Origin of the sequence: Mycobacterium sp. ENV421, assembly GCF_002887815.1 — a bacterium.
Lineage (GTDB): Bacteria > Actinomycetota > Actinomycetes > Mycobacteriales > Mycobacteriaceae > Mycobacterium.
Genome location: NZ_PDHO01000003.1, coordinates 253866 through 276294, shown reverse-complemented (window position 1 = coordinate 276294; position 22429 = coordinate 253866). Strand labels below are relative to the sequence as shown.

General features: G+C 67.4%; 18 protein-coding genes. 2 read left to right on the top strand and 16 right to left on the bottom strand.

All coding sequences use genetic code 11. The annotated features are described in order from the left end of the window. Positions 1-455 precede the first annotated feature (455 nt). Both CRM90_RS05600 and CRM90_RS05595 read left to right on the top strand, forming a co-directional pair. Positions 456-1526 carry a MinD/ParA family ATP-binding protein gene (locus CRM90_RS05600; RefSeq protein WP_102805996.1) on the top strand — a complete coding sequence of 357 codons (1071 nt, stop codon included), beginning with the start codon at positions 456-458 and terminating at the stop codon, positions 1524-1526. Next, positions 1513-2265 (top strand): serine/threonine-protein kinase, encoded by a 753-nt coding sequence (locus tag CRM90_RS05595; protein ID WP_158248989.1) that lies wholly within the window; start codon positions 1513-1515, stop codon positions 2263-2265. Before CRM90_RS05600 ends, CRM90_RS05595 begins: the two co-directional genes overlap by 14 nt. On the opposite strand, the gene eccA is transcribed toward CRM90_RS05595, so the two are convergent. The 16 genes from eccA to CRM90_RS05515 all read right to left on the bottom strand — a co-directional run bounded on the left by eccA (position 2255) and on the right by CRM90_RS05515 (position 22346). Then, positions 2255-4105 (bottom strand): type VII secretion AAA-ATPase EccA, encoded by a 1851-nt coding sequence (eccA, locus tag CRM90_RS05590; protein ID WP_102805994.1) that lies wholly within the window; start codon positions 4103-4105, stop codon positions 2255-2257. The genes CRM90_RS05595 and eccA overlap by 11 nt on opposite strands. Before the next feature lie 2 nt (positions 4106-4107). Next, on the bottom strand, positions 4108-5643 hold the full coding sequence (gene eccE, locus CRM90_RS05585) for a type VII secretion protein EccE (RefSeq protein WP_102805993.1): 1536 nt from the start codon (positions 5641-5643) through the stop codon (positions 4108-4110). After that, positions 5640-7280, bottom strand: coding sequence for a type VII secretion-associated serine protease mycosin (gene mycP / locus CRM90_RS05580; protein ID WP_142391332.1), 1641 nt, complete (start codon positions 7278-7280; stop codon positions 5640-5642). Before mycP ends, eccE begins: the two co-directional genes overlap by 4 nt. Beyond that, positions 7277-8758, bottom strand: a complete 1482-nt coding sequence (gene eccD, locus CRM90_RS05575; protein WP_102805992.1) for a type VII secretion integral membrane protein EccD — start codon at positions 8756-8758, stop codon at positions 7277-7279. The genes mycP and eccD overlap by 4 nt, the downstream gene beginning before the upstream one ends. Continuing rightward, the gene (locus CRM90_RS05570; RefSeq protein WP_353616972.1) at positions 8758-9789 is read right to left on the bottom strand and encodes a MinD/ParA family ATP-binding protein; all 1032 of its coding nucleotides are present in this window, start codon (positions 9787-9789) and stop codon (positions 8758-8760) included. The genes eccD and CRM90_RS05570 overlap by 1 nt, the downstream gene beginning before the upstream one ends. Then, positions 9790-10623, bottom strand: a complete 834-nt coding sequence (locus tag CRM90_RS05565; protein WP_102805991.1) for an ESX secretion-associated protein EspG — start codon at positions 10621-10623, stop codon at positions 9790-9792. A 67-nt stretch (positions 10624-10690) separates the two neighbouring features. Further along, entirely contained in the window at positions 10691-10975 is a 285-nt protein-coding gene (locus CRM90_RS05560) for a WXG100 family type VII secretion target (RefSeq protein WP_276048142.1), read from the bottom strand. 32 nt (positions 10976-11007) lie between these two features. Then, positions 11008-11313, bottom strand: coding sequence for a WXG100 family type VII secretion target (locus tag CRM90_RS05555; protein ID WP_102805990.1), 306 nt, complete (start codon positions 11311-11313; stop codon positions 11008-11010). Positions 11314-11441: 128 nt separating this feature from the next. Beyond that, complete coding sequence (locus tag CRM90_RS05550; RefSeq protein ID WP_102805989.1) at positions 11442-12683, bottom strand: PPE domain-containing protein; 1242 nt, start codon at positions 12681-12683, stop codon at positions 11442-11444. Positions 12684-12687: 4 nt separating this feature from the next. Next, positions 12688-12987, bottom strand: coding sequence for a PE domain-containing protein (locus CRM90_RS05545; RefSeq protein ID WP_102805988.1), 300 nt, complete (start codon positions 12985-12987; stop codon positions 12688-12690). Between the two features lie 115 nt (positions 12988-13102). Further along, complete coding sequence (gene eccCa / locus CRM90_RS05540; protein ID WP_102805987.1) at positions 13103-17173, bottom strand: type VII secretion protein EccCa; 4071 nt, start codon at positions 17171-17173, stop codon at positions 13103-13105. 2 nt (positions 17174-17175) lie between these two features. Further along, on the bottom strand, positions 17176-18672 hold the full coding sequence (gene eccB / locus CRM90_RS05535; RefSeq protein ID WP_102805986.1) for a type VII secretion protein EccB: 1497 nt from the start codon (positions 18670-18672) through the stop codon (positions 17176-17178). Positions 18673-18703: 31 nt separating this feature from the next. Continuing rightward, complete coding sequence (locus tag CRM90_RS05530; RefSeq protein WP_083122970.1) at positions 18704-19021, bottom strand: DUF2710 family protein; 318 nt, start codon at positions 19019-19021, stop codon at positions 18704-18706. 104 nt (positions 19022-19125) lie between these two features. After that, positions 19126-20253, bottom strand: a complete 1128-nt coding sequence (locus tag CRM90_RS05525; protein ID WP_102805985.1) for a DUF5631 domain-containing protein — start codon at positions 20251-20253, stop codon at positions 19126-19128. A 63-nt stretch (positions 20254-20316) separates the two neighbouring features. Then, entirely contained in the window at positions 20317-21444 is a 1128-nt protein-coding gene (locus CRM90_RS05520) for an FAD-dependent oxidoreductase (protein ID WP_102805984.1), read from the bottom strand. Then, positions 21441-22346, bottom strand: a complete 906-nt coding sequence (locus CRM90_RS05515) for a DUF1295 domain-containing protein (protein WP_102805983.1) — start codon at positions 22344-22346, stop codon at positions 21441-21443. The genes CRM90_RS05520 and CRM90_RS05515 overlap by 4 nt, the downstream gene beginning before the upstream one ends. Positions 22347-22429 lie beyond the last annotated feature (83 nt).

The following is a 22429-nucleotide window of genomic DNA, read 5'->3' as shown; positions in this document are numbered from 1 at the left end:
TCACTGAACGGGGCTCCACTGTGGTGTCAACAAGTCGTAAAACGATATGTCAAACCCCGCCTGACATGCCAACTTAGTCTAGGCTTACTTGGTTGCTCTGCTGTGGGAATCGAAGACGTGATCGCCGGGGCCATTCGGCTGCGGAATCCGTTGTCCTCGACCCCTTTTGATGGCCAGATGCCCGGTTCGCGCACCGGGGGACCGACGGGGAGCTCCGTTCGCCGTGGCGGTGGTTGTTTGCTGAGGGCGTAGGGTGCCCACCCGGCGGCTGCGGTGTACCTCACATCAGCCGTCGTCACCGGCACCACGCGCCACACAGCGGTCCGGCCCGAGACTTTGCGCAAACTCTGGTCGGATTCTTAGCTTTACCTCGTCCAAACCGACGAATCGCAGGAAAAGCCCGGGTGAGGACCGGCAAAACGTCGATCTCGGAGAGACCAGCGATACTGAACACGATGACCGACCGCGATGATTACCGCGAGCGATACCGGCAGGCTCCGCCTCCGCCGGAGTACGGCGGCCCGCCCACTGAGCGGCTGCCCCGTATCGAGGTCCCGCCCCCCATACGACCGATGCCGCCGATGCCGCGGGCGCCGTATCCCGCGGTTCCGACGCCGTCGCCGGTCCGGCGGCCCAAGCCCAAGCCGACCCGGGGTTGGCGCCGCGGCGTCCATGCCGCGACGTTCGGGCTGGTGAACCCTGGTCCGTCGCGCGAGGACCAGCGTCAGGCCGCGATGGAGGCCATGGTGGCCGCCCCGTTGCGCGGCCACTACAAGATCGGCGTGCTGGGCAAGGGTGGTGTCGGCAAGACGACGGTGTCGGCCAGCGTCGGGTGTGTGCTGGCCGAGCTTCGCCGCGGGGACCGGGTGGTGGCGGTGGACGCCGACACCGCGTTCGGCCGGCTCGGCAGCCGCATCGACCCGCGCGCCGACGGCTCCTACTGGGAGCTGGCCAAGAACAAGAACCTGCGCTCGTTCGCCGAGGTGCTCACCCGGATGGGCAGCAACTCGTCGGGATTGTTCGTGCTGGCCGGGGAAAACGGCAGTCGCCGCGGGATTCTGGACCCGGCGATCTACCGCGAGGCCACCATGCGGCTCGACCGGCACTTCACGATCTCCATCGTCGACTGCGGTTCGACGATGGACGCCCCCGTCACCCAGGAGGCGATGCGCGACATGGACGCGCTGATCGTGGTGTCCTCGCCCTGGCCGGACGGGGCGTCAGCCGCCGCACAGACGATGGAATGGCTTGCCGCCCATGGTAAGACCGGCTTGATGCAGCGCTCGGTGATCGTGCTCAATGATTCCGACGGGCACTCCGACAAGAAGACGCGCGGGGTGCTGGCCGACCAGTTCCGCTCCAGGCGACAGGCGGTGGTGGAGGTGCCCTTCGATCCGGGCCTGCGCCCGGGAGGTGTCATCAACAGCACCGCTGAGATGTCGGTGCCGACCCGCCGGGCGTTCGTCGAAGTGGCAGCGGTCATTTCGCAATTCTTCGCGACCATACCGCCCCGTGGACCCCGTTAGTATCGGCGGCTACGTCGTCGAATCCGTGCTCGGCACAGGCGGTGCGGGCACTGTCTACCTGGCGCACGATTCAGGCAAGCGCGTCGCGCTCAAGGTTTCCACATCCGGTGCACCCCCGGCTCTGGTCCATCCCAGTATCGTGCCGGTGTACGACCACGGCACGGCCCCGGACGGAAAGCACTGGCTGGCAATGCAGTACGCGGCAGGCGGGGACGCGGACCGCGAATTACGTGCCGGACGAATGTCGCCGGCACGGGCGGTGCACATCATCGCAGGCATCGCTCGCGGGCTGGACTTCGCCCACGCGCAGGGAGTCGTGCACGGTGACGTGAAGCCGTCGAATTTCCTGCTGGACGGCGACGACCGCGCGCTGCTGGCAGATTTCGGGTCGCGGCCGTTCGCCGCAGATGGCATGGTACTGACGTCCGCTGCCTACGCGGCGCCGGAGATGTTGCGGGGCAGCGAAGTCGACGGACGGGCCGACGTGTATTCGTTGGGCTGCTCACTGTTTCGGCTGCTGACCGGCAAGCCGCCGTTCTTCGACGCCGAATCGAAGGACCAGGTGGTGCACGCGCACCTGTACCGCGAGCCGCCCCGCGTCACCGAGTTGGCACCGTGGTTGCCGGTGGCGATGGACGACGTCATTGCCACGGCGATGGCGAAGAACCCGGAGGCGCGCTACCCGAGCGCGGGCGCGCTTGCACGCGCCGCCGCGGCGGTGCTACAGGTCAAAGGCTGATGGGCACATGCTTTTCCGCGCATGCGTCGGCGACCGCGGCCATCAGGTCCTGGGTGCGTAGTGTCTCGAGATCCTCGACCGTCACCGAGCCGCGGCTGGTGCGGTTCTGGGCGGCCACCCGTGAGTCACGCAACCGCTCCGCGCGCTCCACGACGTTGCGGGCAAACCGGCCGTTCTGCATGACGTCGATACCGTGGATGCCGTCGGGGGCGAGGTAGGCCCGCAACTTGCGGCACGCCGCGTTCAGCGCGTCCTGCGCGGCGGGTTCGATCACGGTGGCGCGCGGTCCGCCGTAGCGGACGGCGATCTGCACCAACTCGTCGGGGCTGTAGGACTCGAACCGCAGCTTGCGATTGAAGCGCCCCGCCAAACCCGGGTTCACGGTGAGGAATTCGTCGACTTCCTTCTCGTAGCCGGCGCCGATGAAACAGAAGTCGAAGCGGTGCACCTCCAAGGCCACCAGCAACTGGTTCACCGCTTCCATTCCGATCATGTCCGGCCGCCCGTCGTGATGGCGCTCCACCAGGGAATAGAACTCGTCCATGAACAGGATGCGACCCAGCGAACGGCTGATCAGCTCATTGGTTTTCGGCCCCGACGACCCGATGTGCTCACCGCAGAAGTCGGCGCGCTTGACCTCGATGATCTCCGGATGCCGGACGATGCCCAGCCCGGCGTAGATCTTGCCGAGCGCTTCGGCCGTCGTCGTCTTACCGGTTCCGGGTGGACCCACCAACAACATGTGGTTGGTCTGGTTGGTCACCGGTAGGCCGTGGGCCAGCCGCAGCTCGCGGACCTCGATCTGGTCTTCGAGCTCGGCGACCGCCCGCTTGACGTCGGCCAGGCCCACCTGGTTGTTCAGCAGCGCACGGCCTTCGGCCAGCAGCTCGGTCCGCCGCTCAGCGTTCTCCTCTTCGGCCCGCTCGTTCTCCGACTGCTCGGTGCTGGCGTCCCACTTGTTGGAGCGGCTGTTGATCGTGTCCTCGTCGGTGACGACCAACTGCAGCCGCTGATCGGCCAGCGCCTGTTTGGCCGGGTCGATCAGCACACCGTTGATCGTGGCCTTCGACAACCAGATCTGCGCCTTGTCCTCCTCGCCGAGCTGGCGGTGCGCCATCCCCCGGACATACGCGAGGTCTGCTGCGATGAGCGGGAATTCGAGCGGATCGATCGCGGTGACCGCCGTATCCAGCAGGCTGTGCCTGCGCGTCTCGGCGGCGCCCCGCTCGGTGCGCAACTCCACCCGGTCTGCCCAATCGAGTGCCACCCGGCCCTGCCCCAGATGCGCGGCGGCGTGCGCGGCCAGCGCGTTGGTGGCCGCCGTCACCGCCGACATGATGATCGCCTGAGGGGGCAGCACCCGAGCCGCCTCGGCGATGACGTCGGGCCAGCGCTGGGTGGCGAACATCAGATACGCCCGGACGTACTGCTGCCACTGATGGTTTTCCCAGGTGTCCAGCAGCGCCGAATCCTCCAACACCGCTTCGGCTTTCTCGAACTGCTCGTCGTCGACCAGCGCGCTGGCCAGCGCCAGACCGGCGTGCGAGGACTCGGTGACGGTGATCGACAGGTACGGCCCGGCCTTGATCGGCGCGCCCAGACGTACACCGAGCCGGTTGGACTCGCGGTGCAACCGCGATCCGTAGGCGAACAGCTGCTGCAGGGAATCCAGCGCGTCGTCGCCGGCGGAGATCCGGCCCAACCACGCATCGGCCATCGACGGGTCGATGCCGGTGGCGTCGCGGAAATGCCGCAGCGCGGTCGCGGGATCGGACTCCAGCACGGCCATCGCCTGGTCGAACTGGCGACGGGCGGCCGCGGTATCTGCACTACTGGTCATGACTAGTCTGCCAGCTCCAGTTCATCCGACCGCAGGCTGGTCGGTTCACTTGACACATAACGATTTTCGGCGCGGAACAGCTCCACCTCCACCATATACACCTGGCCGGCGGCGTTGACCTCGACGGTTGCCGGACCGATCTGGGTGATCACCACGTCGGCCGTGCCTCGACGCGTCTCCCCTGGCCGGCCCACCGAGATCACCGTGTTCGGCCGGGGGGCGGGGGCGACGGTTCCGTCCACCACGCTGACGGTGGTCCCCGACGCCGGCCGCGGCTGATCGGAGACCGCGATGTGCGGCATCCGCACACTCTCCCAGCGCTGCAGATCGCTGGTGTGCACGGTGATCCGGTCCCCCGCACCCGCGGTCCGGATGATGATGCGTTTGGCGATCGGGTCCTCGGCCGCGATGTGGATACGGCTGAACTCCCCGGGATCGCCCAGCGGCAGCAGCAGCCGGTCGCCGGCGTTGACCTTGCCCAACAGCACGCCGGACGGCCCGATCGGCAGAACCAAAGTGGCAGGGGCACGTCCGCGGCTGAGGCCGTGCAATTCCGGCCTGGGTCCGCACAGATTCGCGGCGACGGCGCTCGCCTGCTCACCAGGCAGGGTTTTGAGCATCACGCTCGGCGGAGCCGTCGGCGGTTGGGCGCTGCGGATGGTGATGGTCGCACTCGCCGTTCCGTCCGGGAACAGGGTGATGTTCTGGATGATGCCGTCAGCACGCAGCGCCCAGGCCTGCGAGAGCATCTCGGCATTGATGTCGCGCGGCTGGTAGGCGTAGGTAGTAAGCCAGCCGGCATCGCTGCGTGCGGTCTTCCAGCGCTGGTTGTGTGACTCCAGCGCGGTGCGGCCCAGTCGGCGCTCCAACTCGACCATGTCCGTCGCGGTGGCGACCTTTGCGCGAATTCCGTTACAGCGCAGGCTCGCCGCGATCCGTTGGGCCGCGGCCAGCGCTGCGGTTCCCACCGTGGCGCGGCGCCGTAACGCATCGGCGTTCTCCAGGGCCCGCAGCCGGATCACCAGCCAGGTCTCCCGCGCCCCGGCGTACGGCGGCGTGCCGATGAGAGTGTCGTAGACCCGCGGATAGTCGCCGGTGCTGCGGCGCCGCGAGCCCGCCGTCACCACCGACAGCGACTCGATGGTCAGCCCCAGACTCTGGTGCATGGCCGGCAGCAACTCGCTCACGTCGAGGTTGTTGCGGGTCTGCGCCGCGGTGGAGCCGGTGAAGATCGTCGCCGTGTGCGCCCGCCCGAGCAGTTGGACGGCGACGATGGCCACCCCGTCCTGGTAGCGCACACCGCCACCGGAGCGGTCGTTGGCCACCGTGACCGGCTCGCTCAGCAGGATCGGACGGTTGCGGCGCAGATACAGACCCGCCCACGACCACAGCGGTTGGCGCCGCCAGGGAATCGCGAACAGGATCAGACCGAGGACCAGTCCCACACCGGCACCGATGAGCCCGTAGACGATCCACCCGATCAGCCCCAGCGCCAGCACGGCGAGGATCACCGCGAGCTGGATGCTGTGACGTCTCATCGCGCCCGCCTGGCGCGGCCGATGATGCTCGCCAACAACACGGCCCCGACAACGGCACCGGCGAAGATCAGCGCCACGTTGCGCGCGCGATGGTCGGGGGCGGCCGGCGGCGGTGGTGGCGCCAGCACCCGGGTCATCGAGCCGGGAGCCAGCCGGTCACCGGGCGGCACGTTGAACGTCAGTGCGGCAACGGGGTCCACCACGCCGTAGCCGACCTGGTTGTCCACCCCTCGGGGCGGGTTGTGCGCGGTCTGCAGGATGCGGTGGATGATCTGGTTGGCGGTCAGGTTCGGATACTTGGCCCGGACCAGTGCCGCGACACCGGAGACGTACGCCGCCGAGAAGCTGGTGCCCCAGAACGGCATGTTCCGTTCCCCCGGGCGCACCGGCGGATAGGCATTGACCGGGCCACCGGTCTGCGGTGAGAGACCCATGACACCGACACCGGGCGCGGCCGCGGCGACCCACGGTCCGGCCAAGCTCTTGTTGATGGGCGCGCCGGTGTTGTCGACGGCCCCCACCGACAGGACGTAATCGGAGAACCACGACGGCGACGACACGGTCTTGACCTGATGCCAGTCCCGCGGATCCGACGTGTCCAGCGGGTCGAACGACGGGTTCTGGGCGCAGCCGTCCTCGCCCTCGTTTCCGGCGGCGGCGACGATCACCGCGTCCTTGATGGTCGCGGCGTACCAGACGGCCGCGCCGAGTGCGCGCTGATCCAGCGGGTCGGCTGCCGAAACACATGACGTCACACTGATGTTGATCACCTTGGCGCCCATATTGGCGGCGTGCACGATCGCGCTGGCGAGCGTCGCCACGGTGCCGGCCTTCTTGCGGGCCTCGTTGTCGCCGGGTCCCGGGTTCACCGGTTCGTATGCCCGTGACGACTGACGGATCGAGATCACCACCGCGTTCGGGGCCACACCGGCCACACCGTCGGGCGCTCCCGGCGGGGGCGGCGGAACCTCGGGATCCTCGGGGCCGTTCGGGTCCAAGTCACCCGGGCCCGCTGACGGCTGATCGGGCGGGGGCGGTGGCGGTGGCGGGGGCGGCGCGGGCTTCGTCTCGGTGACCGTCACCGGCACGGGCGGCGGCGGGGGCGCCGGCGGCGCGGGCGGCGACCCCGGAGGCGGTGGCGCGGCGATGACCGCGGGCGGGCCTGCCGGCGGCGGGAAAGCGGGAGTGGGCGGCATCGGAGCCGGTGGCGGGCCGCCCTGCACGGTGGCCGCGATCAGCGAGGCGACGATGGTGCCGTGCGCATCGCAGTCCATCAGGCCGTCGCCGCCCATGATGTAGTCCCCGCCGGGCACCACGGGTAGCCGCGGGCTGGGGTTGACGCCGGTGTCGATCACCGCCACCGGCACGCCGTTACCGGTCGAGTACTGCCACGCCTTGACGACGTTGAGCATCGCCAGGTTCGGCGCGGGCAGTGCCACGTTGGGGTCGGCCACGGTGATGGTGCGGGCACAGATGTTGCTCTGCCGCATCGGCTGATCCGGGCGCGGTGGACCGTCCGGCGGAACCATCGACGGATCCACACTCGGCGGCGGAATCGCCTGCGCTGCAGGGATGTTGGCGATCAACCCGGTGAGCAGGATGACCATCGCCGTCGCGGCAAACCGCTGCCCGATCATCGCATCCTGACCCAGGTGAACAACCCGCCGATCCAGGCAGCCAGCGGGAAAGCCGCCACGATCGCGGCAAGTTCCAGCCATTCGGCCACCATGCGCACCAACGGTGTGAACCGGGTGACCGGAACCAGCAGGGCTGCAGCCAATCCGGCGCCCGCGAAGGCGGCCAGGGCCAGCGCACCCCACAACAGTGCCATCCCCGAGTCGGCAGGCGCGGACAGCACGTAACGGATGACGCCGACGCACAGCGCGGCGGCTGCGCCGCACACCAGCGCCACGGCCTGTCGCTTGTCGGCGTACGCCCGGCCGCGGCTGATGAAGATGAGCACGAACAGCCCGGCCAGCACGGCAGCGGCAATGCTCTTGCCCTGGCCCGGCATCAAGGTCGCCCACACCGCCGCGGGCAGCGTGATCGCGGCCGCGATGCAGATGCCGGTCAGCACGCTGTTGGCTCGGCGGGCGGCTTCGGTGATGATCGCGCCCGTCGGCGTGGTGTCCGGGTTCGGCTCATCCTCGGTCTCGTCATCGACCGGGGTGACGGTGTCGACGGGTAGCCCGTCGCTTCGGCGGAACAGATCACGTCCGGTGATGGAACCGAAGTGCGGCGGCCGAATTCGCGCCGTCCACAAGGCGAAGGTCGGCGCCAGCGTCAACAGCATGAGCAAGCCGATCAGCGCGCACATGCCCAGCCACTGCGCCGGGATCGGGTTCCACATCCGGGCAACGCCCACCAGGGCGCCGATTCCGCACAGCGTCACCACCGTCGACGCGACGGTGACATGCCGCCCGGTCATCGAGACCACACCGACGGTGAGCATCGCGGCGGCCAGGGCCGCGATGAACACGTGTGCAGCCCCGACACCGCCGGGCGCTGCGGCGGCAAAGCCGACCGCCAACAGCGGAACGGCCAGCCAGCCGAAGCCGCTGAGCAGATCGGCCCGCTGCGGCCACCACCGCCAGACCGAACCCGCACCGACCGCGAGAAGCAGTCCGGTCAAGCCGGTGACGATGGCCGGGATGACCGAGTCCGTGTGCAGCCGGGTGTGTACGCCCAGCCCGAGGACGGAGAGCACCACCATCGCCAGCACCGCCAGCGCGGTGTGCGCTGCGGTCTCGGCGGTCACCGGGGCGAACAGCCGCTTGCCTACTCGGGCCAGGCCGGTGGACAGCGATTCGTACTGCGGCTCGAAGGACTCACCCTCCTGCGCGGGCACCAGAACCAGAGTGGCCCCGTCTTCGACGCCGAGTTCGTCCAACGTCTTCGTCACGTCGAGCCGAGTCCCGTTTGCGCGGTTCAGCTCATACGCGATGCCGGGGTCGAGGCCGGGAACACCGCGCCGCTTGAGCTCTTCGTTGAGCAGCTCGACGACGTTGTCGATGAATACCTCAACCGGCACCGATGCCGGATAGACCTGTGAGACAAGGTGTTCGCCGCAGATCACCGCGACCGCGCAGCGAGCCGGAAACGAGACCTTCGCCATCAACGCGGCCTATCGGCGTCCGGGATGTACTTGTCGGCCAATGCGGCAGTGATCTCGAACAGCCGCAGCCGGGTCTTCTTTTGCAACTCGTGCTGGGCGTCGATGATGCCACCCTTGGCCAGATGCGGGTCGTACGGCATGAATTCGACCGACGCACCGGACTGGCTGAACCGCTCGGTCAGATACTTGCGCGCGTCGGAGTCGTAGTTGTTGCGGCTGTCATTGAGGATCACCATGCTGCGGGACACCAACTCGTGATAGCCCAGTGAACGAAGCAGATCGATGGACCTGGTCACCGGCAGCGAGGTGTCGGCGGTGAGCCCCGAGACGAACACCAGGGTGTCGCACGCGTCGAAGACCGCCTTCATGACGGGGTGCTCCAGATCGTCGGCGGTGTCGACCAGAATCACGTTGTGAGTGCGGCGCAGCCGCGACAGCACTCCGGTGAACATCGCAGGCACCAGTGGCCGGGGCTGATCGGATGCCCGGTTGCCCGCCAGCACGTCGAGCCCGATCTGGTTCTGCCCCAAGTGCTCTCGGATGTCGGCATAGCCTTGGACATCGGTGTCGTTGAGAACGGCGGAGTAGTCGCCCGGCGGCGCTTCGTCGATACGTCCCGCCAACGTGCCGAAGCCGGGCGCGGCGTCGATGGCCACCACGTTCTCCGGCCGGCATTCCCGGAAGACCGCACCGATGCTCGCGGTCATCGTCGTCTTGCCGACGCCGCCCTTACCGGAGACGAATCCGATCACGTACTGCTTGCGGATGTGCCTGCGAATCCGTTCGCGCAGTTCGCGATAGTGCCGCTCGGCGGGGGACTCACCGAGGTTGATGGTCTTGAACGAGGCGTTGTAGATGAACTTGCGCCACCCCGAGCCCGGCGGGATCTTGCGTGGCGCCACCATGTCCGAGATGCGCAACGTGCCGGACACGGAATCCTGGTGACCGCGGTGGTGTGCACCGAAGCTTTCGCGGCCGACGGGATCGCGGGGGTCGGCGGACCGCGGTGGTTCATTCCAGGGGTTCGTCACCTAGACAACCTTTCTGTGCGAGTACCACTCGTCTTCGGCGGGCAGTCGGCGAACCATCTTCAACACCGCGGACGCGATGTTGGCGGCTGACCCAGGCGAAATGATCATCCACGATTTTCCGGCGCGCGTGACGTGTTCGGACACCAGCCTGCCCTGCGGGGTGTCCAGGATGGTCACCGCCCCCTGCTCGATGTGCGAACGCGCGGGCCCGCTGGGCATACCGGACTGGATAGCCACCACCGAGGCCTGCGCCGACCGGTCGGTGTCGGCGGCCATGGTCAGCATGGTGACCTGATCGCTGTCGAACCTGCGGTCAAGTAGGAAGGACCGCAGACTCGCCTGATCATGAACGGCCGCAAGCAATTCGGGGACATCGATGGTCACCGGTCGCAGGGACGCCGGCTTCATCTCTCCACACAGACGCTCGATCTGCGAGTTGATCAGCATGCCGGCCGACTCTTCGGAGCTCGCGGTACCGACGCCGGACAGCCGCACCAGGATCCCGTTGCGCTCCAAGGCAACCCACCACTGCGCGAAGCGGGCCAGCAGGACCCGCTCCGATTCGATGTCCTGCGCCGGCGTCTGCGCGTAGATCACCAGGGCGACGTCGCGACGGGACAACACGGTCAGCCATTCCAGGACCGCCTCGTCGACGCCGCCAGCATCGTTGATGACACCCGCGGCGCGAAGCTCCTCGGCGATGGGATGGGCCAGAGCCATCTGGGCCGTCTCGACACTGGGCAGATGTGGCCGCAAGCCAAGCTCTGGTGCCACTACTTCGATACCGGACAACACCTGTAGGACCCACAGGCCGTCCACTGTCGTCGTCAACATGGTTCTCCCCGAGACAGACAGCAGGGGCGCACCGACCGTGCGCCCCCACCGGCTGAGAACGTCGGCTTTAGAAGAGGTTGCCCATCTGGAGGTCGGTCTGATGTGCGCTGTCGTTCACGTTGCTGATCGTGGTGCCGTGCTGGTTCATCGTTTCGACGAGCCCCTGCAGACCCTGCAGCATCTGCATCTGCGCCTCGTGGAACGAGCCGGCCGCGGCGCCCTGGAAGAAATCGGCAATCGCGTTGGTGCGCTGCAGAATATCGTCGTGGATCTCCATCAGCTGAGCTGATCGCTGGCCGACGTCGGAGGCGAAATCGGCGACACCGCCGTGGTTGTACGTGATGTTGTCCATGATCAAGTCCTTTTCGGTGGGTGGTCTGAGGGTCAGGCGTTCGCGGCGAAGCTGGTGAGGCTGTGCGCGGCGTCGGCCTCGTGCTGCTCCATCATCGAAGCCGCCTGGCTCAGGCCGTGGGCCAACCGAGTGCCACCGGTGATCGTCTGCTGCAGGTCGTGGTTGATCTGGGCCGCGGTGTTCACCGACGCCAGCTGCGCCTGGCCGCCCCAGACCGCCGAGCCGAGGCCCTCGTGGTGGCTGAGGTAGCCATTGGCGATCGCGGTCGCGTGCTCGAGCGCGGACTCGATGGCCTGCTGGGTGCTCCGCAGCACCTCCGGTGTGACGACGAGTGTCATGTGTTTCTCCCTTTTGCTGAGTGTGATCCCGGTAAGTGGATGTGTTGTCGAGTATCGGGTGGGGGCGGACCAGCTGTCACTTCACCCTCTGGCAAACGTTGACGGACGCACCCCCTAAGTACGAGCTATTAGCTGAGTCGCGGATCGCGTTGCGGATCATGCCCCACTACGACCTGCGCACGCGCAACATCGTCTTTGCTGTTCTCTCCCTTGCCTTGGCCGAGCATGCCGGCGTGGGCCGGCGACATCGGCATTCCGCCGCCGCCCATCGGCGACGAGGTGGGGCCGCGCACTTCGGCGGCACTGAGCAGACCCGTCTTCAGCGACGTGGGCCTGCCGGAGTTCTCCGGAGCAAAGCTGCTCGTGGGCCGGGTATAGCTGGTCAACCCCGCGCCCGGCACCCCGCCGCCACCGCCTCCGCCGATACCTCCACCGGCTCCGCCGCCCCCGATACCACCGGCTCCGCCGACCGGAGCACCTGCCTTGACCAGGTCGGCGGCCGGAAATGCGGCGTCAGCGCCCTTCATCCCGTTCATCAGGCCGCCGAGCTGGCCCATCATCGACTGCGGGAGGCTGGACAGGCCCTGGAACGCCTGCATCGGCGCCTGGAACATGCCCATCAGCGGCTGCATGGCACCCATCGCGGCCTGCATGGGCTGCATCATCATCGAGCTCATCTCGCCGCCGGCCGACGCGGGTGCGGCGGCGGTCTGGCCGGCCATCTGGGTGACCTGACCGGTGCCCTGGGTGGCGGCCTGCATGCCGGTGGTCCCGGCCGCCTGCGCGACAGCGGCCGCCGCGGAGGCGCCGGCGGCCGGTGAGGCGCCCAGCGGGGCCAATGGCGGCGGAATGGCCAGCGCCGCGACGAGCGCAGCCAGAGCAGCGCCGTAGGCGGCGCCCGCACCGGCATTGTGCGGCCAGTGCTCGCCGTAGTATTCGGTGTCCAACGCGACGATCGCCGGCGTCAAGGCGCCCAGTACGGCGGGGTTGATACCTACGTCAGCGGCCTGTTCGGTGCGGTTCGCGATCGAGACCTCCGCCGGAATCATCGACGACACCGCGGTCTCGTAGGCCGAGACGGCACTGGCGGCGATCGGCGGCTTCTCCTGCACCCAGCCGGCGAGCAACTGCAGAGCGGTATTGAGTCCGGTGACGGCGGTCATCGAGCTCAGGCCGCCGACGCCCTCGAAATTCAGCGAGGTGACCGCGGTGTTCAGCTGCGACATCGAGAAGGCCAGCTCATTGCTGCCCATCAACGCCTGCCAGGCCGCGCCGTTGGCCAACGTCGTCGCCGTCCCACCTGCCCCCGGCCCCACGAGGCGGAGGTAATTCATTTCAGGCGTGAAGGTCGGCCATGACGGATCGGGCATCGGACTAGATGACCAGCGCCGCGTTGTTGAGGATGTCAGTGGCGGTGTAGGTCGCCGCCGCCAGTTCCTGCGAGCCCGCGAACATGCCGCGATTCGCCAGGTGCTCTGAGGCAGTTGCGACGTATGAGGCGCCTGCGGCGTTGAGTGCCGCAGCGAACTGTGCAGAGTCCAGGTCCGCGCCCATCGGGAGCACACCCATCAGCGCCTCGGAAGCAGCCGACGTAGCCGCGCCCATTTCCGCACTCAGGCTGGTCTCGGTCGTTGCCGAGGTGGACACCGTCGCTGCGTTGACATTCAAAACCATGTTGCTCTCCTCCCAGTAATCACAGGCGTACCTGCAATCTTGCCTGATACTAGAGTGTGCTGGCGACCTAAGGCTACTTATGTGGTTGCGTTTGCAGCTAACTTGCAGATTGCCGTCACTCTGGTGTTCCCACTAATACGCCTTCCATAACCCCATCGGTAGTCACCATCAATCCGCGACCCGGTGGCAGTTGCTGAGCGCTGGTGCGGCCGTACACCTTCACGGTCTGCGGGTCGTTGTCCATGAACAGCGTGGGCGCCCGGGAACCGGTCAATTTCTGCAGGAACGGGCTCATCGCCGAGACGCCGGCCCAGTTGCCGGGCAGCCGGGCGGCGATCACATGCAACCCGATCTCCCGACTTCGCTCGATCAACGGCCACAGTGGTGCGGTCGCGGCGGCCTTGCCGATGGCCCCGCTGGGCCGCAGTTCCTGCTCGTCGTCGATCAGCACATAGTGGTGCGGTCCCGTCCAGGTCGTGCGGGTCAGCAGCTCCTCCTGGCTCAGCCCTGACGGTGGCAGCCGATCCCGCATCATCTCGGCCAGTTCGGCCAGCACCTGGTCGATGTCGTCCGGGGTGTAGGCATAGGCCCGCACGTGCGGTCCCTGGATCTTGCCGATCAGGCTGGTCTTCGGATCGATGATGGTGATCTGCGCGTCGTCCGGCGACAGCCGTGCGGCGATCGACTGCCCGAAGGCGGCCAGGCTGCTGGTCTTGCCGCAACCCTGCCTTCCGACCACCAACAAGTTCGGCATCTGCCGGCTCGGCAGGGCCACCGCTTGCAGTGCGCTCTCCCCCATCGCGAAGGGGATGTCGAGGCTATCGGCAGTGGCGGGGTAGGCGGTGATGATCTCGCGCAACCCGATACGTTCGGGCAGGCGGGCCAGCGTCTCGACCTTGCTCGCGCCGGTCTGGGCCGCGATCACCTGGCCCACCTGGCGGGTCGGGATCCGCTCGCCGTCGGGCCCGACGATCTCAGGTAGCCCGATCAACAGTTCCTGACCGAGCCTCGTGACACCGAACCCGGGACGGTCCAGGGTGTTTCGCGCCGCCCGGCGATGCTCCATGCCGGTGCCCATCTGCGTCTCGTCAGGGTTGCTCAGCCGCAACTGAATTCGTGCGTTGGACACGCTCAGCAGGGCCTGCTTCTGGCCGACCAGCCAGCCGCTGGCGCTGGTGGCGACGTGGATGCCGTACGACAGGCCTTGGCGCGCAATCGAGATCGCGCGGTCACCCATGCCGTTGTCCTTGTCGTACAGATCGCCGAAGTTGTCGATGACCAGGAAGATGTCGCCGAACTTGTCGTCGGGATCGGTACCGCCGCCGCCTGCCGCGCCGAACCGGCGCTCACGGAACTCACCGATGTCCATCTGATATCGCTTGAACGACGCTTCCCGCGCCCGGATCAGGCCCTCGATGGTGGCCAGCGTGCGGGACACACCTTCGGTGTCGGTGAGGCTGACGACGCCCGCCACATGCGGGAGATCTTCGACCGGATACAGCGACGCGCCGAGACAGAAGAACGTCACCCGCTCGGGCCGGTACATCAGAGCTGCGGAGGTGACCAGCGTCATCAGCGTGGTGGACTTTCCGCGCTGGGCCGTGGCGACCACCATGATGTTGTCCATCTCGGCGTCGATGACGTGCACCCGCTGGGCGTGGTCTTCCGGGAAGTCCTCGATTCCGACCGGGATGAGTAGGCCCGGGTTCTGCCCGTAGTCCACCCACCACGGCTTGCCGCGCCAGCGCTCCACCAGAGCGTCGGCGGTCTCGCCGACTTCCAGGGGTGGCAGCCAGATCTGGTGCGGTGCTCGGGCCGGGTGCGAGATCAACGATTCCCGGATGACGTCGAGCAGCTTCTTCTTCTTGAAACCGTCTGCGTGATAGAGGAATTCGTCGGGCTCCTCGGGAGCATCGGCCTCGGCGAGCGCGGCGTTGTCCTCGGCCGACAGCGGTTGGTACTCCCAGGTCAGTGGTCGAGGCTGGGTGAAACTGACGTCAACGGTGGCGTCTGTGGTGACCACCTTCTTGGGCACCACGAACGGCGCCGAAACATAGAAGCAGCGGAACTGTTCGAGTTCGCGCGGTCCGACCTTGAGCAGACCGTAGCCGGCCTCTTTGGACGGCAGGTGCAGGGCGGCGTCGCTGCCGATCACGTCGCGCGAGTCCTCTGCGGTCTCCGCGCGCAGCGCAACCCGAAAAGCGATGTTGCTCTTTGCCTTACTCAGCGATGACAAGTCCAGCCGCTGACCGCCGAGGGTGAAGAAGACGTTACAGCCGCGGCCTTCCTGACCGATGTGGATCACCAGATCGATCCACTCGGGGTGATGGTGGAACAGTTCGAGATACTCGTCGATGATGACGAGCAGGATCGGGACGGGCTCGAGGTCGCGGCCCGCCAGCCGCATCTCCTCGTATTCGTTGGCATCGCGGGCGCCGGCGTCCTTGAACAGCCGGTAGCGGCGGGCGATTTCACCGTCGATGGCTTTGCGCATCCGCTCGGCGAGGTGACGGTCATCCTTGCCCAGGTTGGACAGCGAACCCGCCACGTGCGGCAATCCCGCGAGGTCCTGGGCGGCCGACTCGAACTTCATGTCGACGAAGATCACGATGAACGTCTCCGGCGAGTGGGTCAGCGCGATCCCGTTGCACAGCGACAGGAAGTACTCGGACTTGCCCGAACCCGAGGTTCCGATCACGACGGAGTGGAAGCCGAAGCCACCGAAGTCCTTGGCTCGCAACACGACGTACTGCAGTTCGCCACCGGGCTTGACGCCGACCGGGACCACCGCCCACTTCGGGTCCCCCCGACCTCGGCTCTCAGCCCACAGCCGATCGACGTCGAGGCGGCGTGGATCGGTGATCCCCAACGCGCGCAACAGCTCCCCGCCCTGGCTGTCGGTCTCTGACAGTTCACCCGCGGTCATCGGCGACCAGCGCGCCAGCGCACGGGCGTAGCGGTCCGCGGTGCTCTCGGCGAGCATGTCGGCGACGGCGTAGAAGGCGTTGCGATGCCGCAGCCGGCCCTCGCGCAGGCTGAAGCGTTCCTCGTCGCCCGAGAATCCCACTCCGACTCCGGGTCGGGACGCCAAGCGCAGCACCGTGATTCCGGCCATGCCCTTCTGACCGGTGATGCCCTCCCATTGCTCGGGGGTGCCGATGTTGTCGTCGACGATCACCCAGTGCGGGCCCAGCGCGTTGCCGGACGCCGCCTCCATCGGGGAGAGCATGGTCGTCGGGCTGGAGCCGCTGGGCGGCGTCCACGGCCCGCGACCTTTGCGATGCAGCTCGGCGTCGAGCGCATCCTCCAGTTCGGTGGGCGAGGTGAAGACCAGTCGCCGCAGCCCGCAGGCGTCGAACATCTCGTCGTGCTGGTTGTGCGGCAACCACACCATCCAGGACCACAGTTCAGGATGCCGCGTGACGACCATCAGTTTGACGTCGTTGGGGCTGTGATAAACCGCCAACTCGCACAACACCGCTCGCATGAAGGAGTGCAGTTCCTCGGGATCATCACCGACGAAGCTGAATCCGGGGCGTGACCGCAGGCTCAGCACCTTGCCGATACCGCGGATCTTGCTCTGCTCGAGGATGAAGTCACGCAGCGCCCGGCCCGTCACCGGCTCCAGCTCCTCGCCGACGGGCACCTCGGGCCACTGCAGGGACACCGCCGAGTCGGCGGTCGACTGCACCCCGATGCCCAGTCGCACGTCGAGGTAATCGGGATCGGACGGGCGGCGCTCCCACATCCGAGGCCCGCCGATCACCGTGTCGAGCTCCTGCGGGTCACCATGCACGAACAGCTGGCTGCGGCGCTGGTCCTGAGCGGCGCGCTGCACTTCGTCGCGATCGTCGTCGAGTTGGCGCAGATACATCCGCCGCTGCTTTTCCTGCTCGCCCCAACTGATTCGGCGGCCGCGACCGAGCCGGCCGCTGAACATCAGCGCGCCGAACCCGACCAGACCCACCATCGGGAAGAAGCCGGACTGCAGTGAGCGCACGCCGGACGTGTACATCACGACCAGCGTGCCGATGATGCCGACCAGCAGCGCCGGCAGCGCGATCATCAGCAGGATGTTGCGCGGCTCCCGCTCGGGCAGTGCCAGCGGCGGCGCGACGGCCACCCGAACCGGCGGGACGGCCGGCGTCGACTTGCGCGGACCTCGAACGAATCCCCTCTTCGACACCGCTATCCTCCCGCGTTCTGTTGGCCTGGTGCAGCCACCGGGGCCACTGCACCGCCGGGGTCGATGGTGTCGCGCGCCAACAGCGCCGTCGCGCGGTTGATGGCCGGGCCTGCGGCGAACGTCCGCAAGATGGGCCACGGCGCCTGTACCGCGAGGCGCGGGTCAACTCCCAGGGCTTGGAGCGTGCTCTGATCCCATTCGATCCCATACCGAACCCCTTGTGGGGAAACCCAATACAGGCTCTCTCGGGTGTCCGAGGAGGTCGCCGCGCTGGTGGATGCGACGAAGTTCGCCGCGCCCGGCAGCATCAGGGTCTGGTTGGCCTCGACGGAATCGGGGTCACGACTGTCGCGGACCAGTCGCACGATGTGCGAATCCATACCCTCCGGGCTCGGCAACCCACGCCCGCTGAAGAACGTCACCGCGGCCTGCCGGTCGGTGGTTTGCTTCTGCCAGCCCACGCACGTGACCGGATTGGCATCGGTGTCGATGAAATCGAGCTTGCCGGTCGGATAGAAGTCGACGTTGAGCACCGTCACTTGCGGGATGTCGACGAGCTTGTCGGGCGAGATCAGTTGCGGGGTGGTCGAGCCCTGACTGTTGGCGGTGCGCAGCAGGTCGGCGACGAAGCCGGTGATCTTCTGGACGCCGTCGGGAAGCAGGGCGTAAAAGCCGCTGACGTTGCCGTTCGAGTCCTTGGTCTCCAGGACGCTACCCACGAGCGAACCGGCCAGCAGGCGAGACGGTGTGCCGGCTTCCGGAATGACAGGGACGACAAGGGGTTCCGTCGCCGGCATGGCATCGAACAGCGCGTTCGAGATATCGATCGGACGCGTCACGCCGGGGTCGACTCCGAGGTTGAAGGTCACCGAGCGGTCGGCCGGGTCGATCTGGGTGCGCTGCCCGTTCCAGATCAGATATGTCGCGCTGCCATGGGTGGCCAGGACAGCCTGCGTCGAGCGCATGGGCTGTGCCCGGCCACCACCGTAGATCTCACCGGCGATGGCGGTGACCACCGGAGTCTGGCCGCTGCCCCGTGCCGCGGCGGTGTCACACAACGACCATGCCGACACCGGGTTCGCCGAGACGGTCAAATCGTCGGGGATGCCGGGGATTCCGATCATCGGCCCGGTCGGGTATTTGGCGATCTCTTTGGCGTTGACCCAGGTCGGTGATGACGAACTGCCGGTCGCGAGGCGCGCCGACGTGAGGTTCAGCGCCGGATACAACCGGTTGTCGATCTTGGCGTAGAGCGCACCGGTGTCTCGGTTGCCGATGATGTTCGACTGGCCCACCAGACCGGCGGGCTTCATGAAATGCAGCAGGGCCATCCAGCCGCAGCCGATCAGCACGAAGACGATCGACAGTGCCACGGCCGCCTGCTGCTTGCGGTCATCGTGCTTCATCCGCACCGAGAAGCGGGTGATCGCTGCCCGCAGCCTGCGGTTGTAGAACAGATGCCCGGAGTTCTGGTCCCGGTTGGACAGATTCAGCGGCACGGGTGGTGTCCCTCCGCCAGGTCTGCAGGAGTCACCGCAATCCACCTCCGTACCGTGCCTGGTTATCGGATTCGGCTTCTTCGCGCAGCGCGGCGAACGCCAGGTTCAGTCGGTCACTGAGCTCACCGTGGGTGTAATCGGTCACGACCGCCGGATGCAAAGTCAGTTCGACCAGTTTGCCGTCGGAGTTTGCCACCGCGTGTATATCCCCCAGATCGACGCTGTAGGTGATGGTCTCGGCCTGCGCGACGAGCGCCTCCCAGCGCTCGGCAGCCTCGCTCAGCTCCTTCAAGACCGCGTCGACGAGATCCCTGTCGCTAAGCTCGCGACCGCTGCCCGATCCCGCCACGTCACAAGTATGTCGACCGTCGCTACCTGCGTCAATTCACTTCTTCAGCATCGGCGGCCGCCACCGGTGCAAAACGCTCCAGCAACCTCGCACCATAGGTTCGGTTATGGCGCGGTGCCCCAGTTGGTTGGCTGCGGCGCAGTGAGCGCCTCGAACCAGGCCACGTGATAGTTGGCCGACACCTCGTCGCCCAGCGCGATCGCTTCGGTTGCAGCCAACAACAGGGCGTTGCTCAACAGTGCGGCGTCGACATCGGGATACTGGGCCATCAGCTGATAGCGAGCGGTGTCGGAATGCACGCGCAGCACGTCGACCTCGGCGTCGAGCACCCCGGTGCGGGCCGCGCCGGCCTTCGCCAGCGTGTGCACCATCCGGGGTAGTCCGTCCCGCCAGTGGGTGGCCTCCACCAACTTCCAGCCGAGGTCGTCGACGCGGGGCAGTTCGCGGGCCTCCAGCGAAGTCGCCGCATCAGTGCGCCCGGCACCGAATGGGTCACCGGGGTGATACACCGCGGATCGGACGACGTCACCGAGCAGTTCACCGACCCACCCGCCGCGCCTGGCCGGCGGCAACAGACCGACACCGGCGGGCACTGCGATGCCGGGCGGGATCCAGCCGTGCGCGAGATCGGTGACCAGCACAGTGGTCCCATCCGCGCGCTCCCCGACCGCCCACCGCAATCCCGGCTCCTGGCGGGCGACGAACTCGAGCACGGACTCCAGTCGGCGATCGACGGGTTCAGGTGTGGGCGGCGGTTCGGGTTCGGGTTCGGGTTCAGAATTGATTTCGACGGGTTCGACCACGGGCGTAGCGATCGCGTCCGCCTCGCGCACCTGCTCCGGGGTGATCTTCTGCATCGCCGGGTCGGTATCGAAATCATCTTCCGCAGAACGCAATTGACGAATCGTCGACTCGACGCGCTGCACCGCATAGGCTCTGGCCGTCTCGATGATCCGGACTTCCTCGGCCCGCCGCGCGAAGTCGGGGACATCGGAGTGCCGCAGCGCGCGCAACCGCTCGTTGGCCGAGTCCGCGATGCGCTGCAGGTCGTTCTTCAGGTGCGAGGCGACAGCGGCGGTTCTCGGCGTGACCGTCGCCAGCTCCGCGGGCCACAACCCCCCGATCACCCACGGCGTGGCGTCCGGCGGCGTGTCAAAGGTCGGCGCGGAGAGCGCGTGCCGCGTCGCCCTCTTCAGGCGCTGGCGCGCCGTGTTCCGACCGAAGATCGCCACTTTGATGAGCCTACCGTCGATCCGTGCGCTGTCAGTTCGGCCGTGGACCGTTTACCAGGCCGTTCAGCTCAGCGGCTGATTCCGTCGGACCCCTTTGTAAATGCCGCGGCGCACGATCCACGGCATCAGCACCCGGTCGATCGACCAGGCCGGGAAGCGGTAGGCGGTGCCGTTGGGGGCGAACACTTCGAGCCCGTCGGCCTGGATCCCCACGATCGAACCCCACCGGCGCCGCGGTGCGCGGTACTTCTTCAACGGCCGGTCGGTCAGGGTCGCGCGGATGTTGTGCGCCAGCAGCGAGTCGGCCCGCGCGCGAGCCGAGGCGCGCAGCGGATCGGTGGCGGCCACGTCCCCGATCGCGAACATGTGGTGGTGACCGCACAGCTGCAACTCCGGGGTGACCTTGACGAAGCCCTGCTCGTCGAGCAGCTCCGGCGGCAGCCAGCCGGTGTTGGGCTTGACCCGTCCGATCGCCCACAGGACCGCGTCGGCCTTCGACTCCGGCTGCCCGGTGCTCCACTGCACCGCTCCGTCGGTGATCTCGTCACCGTCGAACCCGTCGGGAAGCACCGCGCGGTGTCCCGGATGCACGCCAACACCCAAACCGATCAACTTGGCGTGCAACCGTTCCCAGGCCCGGTGGTGATGCTCGGTGAGTGCGCGTTCACCCGGGAAGTACAGGTCCACCTTCTTGCCCGGCCATGCGGTGGCGACGTTGGCGGCCGCACTGACCGCCGCGGCGCCGCCCCCGATGATCATCACCGACTCGGCGGCGGCCAGCCGCTCGTGTGTGGCGGTCAGATCCGCGGCGATCTGCTCGGGGGTCTGCAGCGTCGGTTGGCGCCAGAAGCCGTTGCGCACTCCGGTCGAGATCACGAGCACGTCATAGGTTTCGGTGACCGGTGAGCCGTCCGGCGCGCTCCCCAGCACGGTGCGGTTCTCCAGATCCAGACCGGTCAGCGTGGCCTGCACGGTGCGCACCCCGTCCAGGCCGCGGTACTTGTCGAACGGGATCCAGTTGTCGCGGGCCCAGTCCTTCGGCCGGGCCAGCCGCAGCCCGAGCTCCTGACCGCTGACCAGGGCCGGCTTGACCGAGATGCCGACGACGTCGGCGTGACGGGCCAGCTTGATCGCGGTGAGCAGCCCACTGTCACCCAAGCCGGCGATCACGACGCGGGGCTTGCGGCTCATACATCTCCTCCTACGCTGGCCTTTCGGGGCGGGCGGGGAATGAGCATGGGCACTCGGTCGATGACGCCCTGGTACTGCGGGCGGCGAGCCAGACTGCGCTTCTCCATCATCGGGATGCTGGCGCCGAGGAACATCGCGACCATGGCCACCACCCCCACGAACAGCCACCAGGCGTCGGCGGGCGCGGCGGCGACGCCGAACAACGCCATCGCGAACCAGAAGCCGATCTCGCCGAGATAGTTCGGGTGCCGCGACCAGGCCCACAACCCGCGGTCCATCACCGCGCCGGGCTTCTTGTCGCGGACGAAGCGGTGCATCTGGGTATCGGCCACCAGCTCGAGAGTCACCGCACCGATGCCCACCGCGAATGCGACCCAGGTCAGCCAGATGACGCCCTCACCGGGCCGGGTGACCGCGACGTAGACGGGCAGCACGCCCAGGAAAACCTGAACGGTCGGGATCAGGTGGATACCGAAGAGGTCGGCCAGGAATTCCCACCGGCCCGCGCCGGCGCGCAGCTGCGGGTACCGCCAGTCCTCGTGGTGCAGGCCGGGGAAGCTGTACACCCAGTTGCCGGTCAAGCGGATCGCCCAGTACATGACGACGATCGCGACCAGCCAGCACCGCACCGAATCCAGGCCGAGCGGCCCGGCGGCCCACCAGTAGATCAGCAGCAGCGGCGGGATCACGCTCCAGAACGCGTCGTAGAAACTGGAGTTGCGATACGCCCGGCTGAAGACGAACACCACCAGGGTGGCGATGACGTCGGCGATGAACGCATCTAGCCACAACCGCCCGGTCGCCGACGGGCCATACAACAGCCAGCCCGCGCCGGCCGCGACCGCGACGACGTAGGCCGCAGTGACCAACCACAGCGATTTTGCTTTGCTTCGGTCCACCATTTCCAGCCTCCTACCGCGGCCGAACTGTAACACGTTCTAGTTGCCTGGCGAGTCCGCGATCCCACGTCCGGACCCCAAACTTG